Source organism: Methylorubrum podarium, assembly GCF_022179745.1.
Classification (GTDB): Bacteria; Pseudomonadota; Alphaproteobacteria; order Rhizobiales; family Beijerinckiaceae; genus Methylobacterium; species Methylobacterium podarium.
On sequence record NZ_BPRD01000444.1, the window covers coordinates 1 to 3,857 of the forward strand.

General features: G+C 72.3%; 6 protein-coding genes. 4 read left to right on the plus strand and 2 right to left on the minus strand.

The features are described 5' to 3' along the window. The first annotated feature begins 406 nt into the window (after positions 1-406). The 4 genes from MFF42_RS20285 to pncA all read left to right on the plus strand — a co-directional run bounded on the left by MFF42_RS20285 (position 407) and on the right by pncA (position 2,637). The gene (locus MFF42_RS20285; protein WP_238257358.1) at positions 407-604 is read left to right on the plus strand and encodes a hypothetical protein; all 198 of its coding nucleotides are present in this window, start codon (positions 407-409) and stop codon (positions 602-604) included. After that, positions 601-828 carry a hypothetical protein gene (locus MFF42_RS20290; RefSeq protein WP_238257359.1) on the plus strand — a complete coding sequence of 76 codons (228 nt, stop codon included), beginning with the start codon at positions 601-603 and terminating at the stop codon, positions 826-828. The genes MFF42_RS20285 and MFF42_RS20290 overlap by 4 nt, the downstream gene beginning before the upstream one ends. A gap of 128 nt (positions 829-956) precedes the next feature. Next, complete coding sequence (locus MFF42_RS20295; RefSeq protein WP_238257360.1) at positions 957-1,928, plus strand: quinone oxidoreductase family protein; 972 nt, start codon at positions 957-959, stop codon at positions 1,926-1,928. 82 nt (positions 1,929-2,010) lie between these two features. Further along, a complete protein-coding gene (gene pncA / locus MFF42_RS20300) occupies positions 2,011-2,637 on the plus strand; it encodes a bifunctional nicotinamidase/pyrazinamidase (RefSeq protein WP_238257361.1) in 627 nt (208 codons plus the stop codon). An 18-nt stretch (positions 2,638-2,655) separates the two neighbouring features. Here the strand turns inward: pncA and MFF42_RS20305 are convergent, their stop codons facing one another. Both MFF42_RS20305 and MFF42_RS20310 read right to left on the minus strand, forming a co-directional pair. Then, positions 2,656-3,513 carry an aminotransferase class IV gene (locus MFF42_RS20305; protein WP_238257362.1) on the minus strand — a complete coding sequence of 286 codons (858 nt, stop codon included), beginning with the start codon at positions 3,511-3,513 and terminating at the stop codon, positions 2,656-2,658. Then, positions 3,500-3,857 (minus strand): glutamine amidotransferase-related protein (locus MFF42_RS20310; protein WP_238257363.1); only part of this gene is annotated, 358 nt, incomplete at its 5' end. The genes MFF42_RS20310 and MFF42_RS20305, both read right to left, overlap by 14 nt.

Consider the following 3,857-nt stretch of genomic DNA (forward strand, 5'->3'; position numbering starts at 1 on the left):
GGCGGCGAGTCCCGCCGCCCCGGCCCCCACCACCGCCACCGCGAAGCGCGGCGGCGAGACAGCGGGGGAGGGGCCGGCGGGAGAGGTCTGCACCGGGACCGTCACGACGGGAGACTCCTTCAGAACCGCCCGCGACGCGAAGATCGGGGGCCAACTTTCTACAGAGGTGCGGCCGGCGCGGGGTCAAGTGCGGCGCAAAGTCGGTGGCGTAGAGTCGGTGGCGCAGCGGCGGTGGGCGACGTGCAGCGAGCGCCGGCGCGGTGGCCGGGACTCCGGGCGGGGCGGATCGGACGGAAATGAAACCAAATCCCGCCCACCGCATTGCCGACCTATGTTGAGAGAACTGCGCGCTCTCGCCGCACTCTCGAAGGGTCCGAACGATCATTGACGTCCGAGGGGGCGTTCCATGAAGCCATTCATCACCTCGCAGCCGGAGTCCGAACGGACACGGCTCGACTCCGCCTTCGACCCCGTGCTCTCGGGCGTGGCGCGCGGGCTCGCGCGGCTGTTCCCGCCGGTCCAGAACGTCCGGACGCCGCGCGAGGACGGCGCCGCCGCGTCCCGGCGAAGCGATACGGGCAGCGGGCGGAGTGGTCGCGGATGATGAAGCCCGAACTCGTCGAGCAGCATATCACCGCGATGACCACGGCGAGCGGCAACCTGCTGCGCCAGATGGAGGATGAGGGGCTGCGCTACCGGGTCACCGTGCGCCCGGAGGATACCGGGACCCTGCACGTCCACGTGCGCGAGCTGACGCCCGAGCTCACGCAGCGCATCGAGCGCTGTCTGTCGGGCATGGGCATGCAGGTCGCGGTCCGGGAGGCGTAGCGGGGACGCCGCGCCGGACGCGCGTCGAGCCGGTGTGCTCCGGGCATAAGCGCCCCGGAACCCTTGCCTCGCCCCGCGGAACCGATATCTCGCCCGTCATTCGAGATGGAAACGGGTGGGAGAGCGCGATGAAGGCGATCCGGGTGCACGCCTACGGTGGGCCGGAGGCGATGGTCTACGAGGACGTGCCCTCGCCCGAGCCGGGGCCGGGCCAGATCCGCGTCCGCCAGACCGCCATCGGCGTCAACTTCATCGACATCTACTTCCGCTCCGGCGCCTACAAGGCGCCCTCGCTCCCCTTCACCCTCGGCAAGGAGGGCGCGGGCGTGGTCGACGCGCTCGGCGAGGGCGTGACCGATTTCCGGGTCGGCGAGCGCGTCGCCTATGCGGGTGCCACCGGCACCTATGCCGAGGAGGTCGTGGTCGACACCAAGGGCGTCGTCCACGTGCCGGATTCGATCTCCGACGAGACCGCCGCGGCGATGATGCTGAAGGGCCTCACCGCGCAGTACCTGCTGCGCCGGACCTACCGGGTGCAGCCCGGCGACACGATCCTGTTCCACGCCGCCGCGGGCGGCGTCGGCCTCATCGCCACGCAATGGGCCAAGCATCTCGGCGCCACGGTGATCGGCACCGTCGGCTCGCAGGAGAAGGCGGCGCTCGCGAAAGAACACGGCTGCGACCACGTCATCCTCTACCGCGACGAAGACTTTTCCGCACGCGTGCGCGAGATCACGGGCGGCAAGGGCGTGCCGGTGGTCTATGACGGCGTCGGCAAGGCGACCTTCCCCGCCTCCCTCGACTGCCTGCGGCCCTTCGGCATCTTCGCGAGCTTCGGCTCGTCCTCCGGGCCGATCGACGCCTTCGACATCGGCATCCTCGCCGCCAAGGGCTCGCTCTTCGCCACCCGCCCGACCCTGTTCACCCACATCGCCACCCGCGAGAGCCTCGACGCCAACGCCGCCGAGCTGTTCGAGGTGGTCGCGAGCGGGGCGGTCAAGATCCCGATCCATTCCCGGGCCAAGCTCGCCGACGCGGCCCAGGTTCACCGCGACCTCGCCGGGCGGCAGACGACCGGCACGACGGTGATGACGCCGTGATCGCAGGATCACCGTATACAAGGATTCCGGGCTTTGCCCGGACCCACCAAGGGACTTGTCCCTCGGATCCCGGGATTTGGCGATGAGACTGACGGAAACCGACGTTCTGCTCGTCATCGACGTGCAGAACGATTTCCTGCCCGGCGGGGCCCTCGCCGTGCCCGACGGCGATGCGGTGATCGCCCCGATCAACCGGCTGGCGGCGCGTGCGCCCCACGTGATCCTGACCCAGGACTGGCACCCGCCCGGCCACGCCTCCTTCCACGGAAGCCATCCGGGCAGGGCGCCCTTCGACACCGCGGCCTTGCATTACGGCGAACAGGTGCTCTGGCCGGAACACTGCGTGCAGGGCACCCGCGGCGCCGAGCTGGCCGCGGAGCTGCGGGCGGAGCGGGCCGAGCTGGTGATCCGCAAAGGGTGTCACCCCGGCATCGACAGCTACTCGGCCTTCCTCGAGGCCGACCGCCGGACCCGCACCGGTCTCGCCGGCTACCTCGCCGAGCGCGGCCTGACCCGCCTGTTCCTCGCCGGCCTCGCCACCGATTTCTGCGTGCTCTGGACCGCCCTCGACGCCCGCCGGGCCGGGTTCGACGTGACCGTGGTCGAGGACGCCGTGCGGGGCATCGACCTCGACGGCTCGCTGAGCCGGGCCTGGGCCGAGATGGAGCGGGCAGGGGTCGGGCGGGTCGCGAGCAGCGCGCTCGTCTGAGATCCCGGGATCACCGGATCACGGGTCGAGCGCCTCCGGCCCGACTCCGCAATCCGCGGCTACCGCCGCCCGCAGGGCGGCACAGAGGTGTCGGACGGTCTCGTGCCCGGCGCTGTCGTAGGCCTGCGCGCCGAGCGCCGTCACGGGCGCGAGCAGGCGCAGGGAGTTGGTGACGAACAGCGCCTCGGCGGCCTCAAGGTCGGCGGGCAGGAGAGGGCGCTCCTCGACCGCCAGCCCGAGGGCAGGGGCAACCCGCAGAAGAATCTCGGCCCGGACGATGCCGGGCAGGACGCCTTCATCCAGCGGCGGCGTGACGAGTGTGCTTCCGAAAACCCCGAAAACATTGCCGGTGCCGGCGCAGGCCACGCGGCCCTTCGTGTTGCGGAACAGGGCCTCGTCGAACCCTTGCGCCTGCGCGTCCCGGGCGGCGAGCACCGCGTCGAGATAGCCGAGCGTCTTGAGGCGCGCGGCCGGCGAGCTGTCGTTGCGGGCGATCGACGTGAAGGTCAGCCGCAGGGGCGCGAAGAACAGGGCGGCGCGGGCCGGCGCGGCGCTGCCGAACAGGAACGGCGCCGGCTCGGGGGGCGGCGCGAGCCCGCGCGGGCCGGGGCCGCGGGTCAGGGTGGTGCGGATCGCCGCGAGCGGCGCGGTGGCGGCGAGCGCGCGCATCGCCTCGACGATCCGCGCCCGCTCGACGGGGATGCCGAGCGCCTCCGCGGCGGCGGCGAGGCGAGCGACATGGGCGGCCTCGAACGCGACCTGGCCCTGAAGTCCGAGCGCCGTGTCGAACACCCCGTCGCCGAGCAGCAGGCCGCGGTCGCCCATGGCGAAGGGGAGGGTGCCGCCCTCGACCAGCCGCCCGTCAGACCACAGCATCGGCGAGCCTGTCCGTCCGCCCGTCCGTCCGCTCCGGCGCACCCGCCTCGCGCCATGCGCGGGCGCCCTTCAGGAAGTTGGCGAACAGCGCGTGGCCGTTCTCGGTCAGCACCGATTCCGGGTGGAACTGGATGCCCCAGGTCGGGTGGCTGCGATGCGAGAGCGCCATGACCTCGCCCTCCCCCGAGGCGGCGTCGACCGTGAGGTGGCGCTCCATCTCCGGCGTCGGCGCCACGATCAGCGAGTGGTAGCGCCCGACCTGCATCGGCTGCGGCAGCCCCTCGAACAGCCGCTCGCCCCCGTGCCGGATCGGGGTGGCGTGGCCGTGCAGCGGGCGGCCCGCC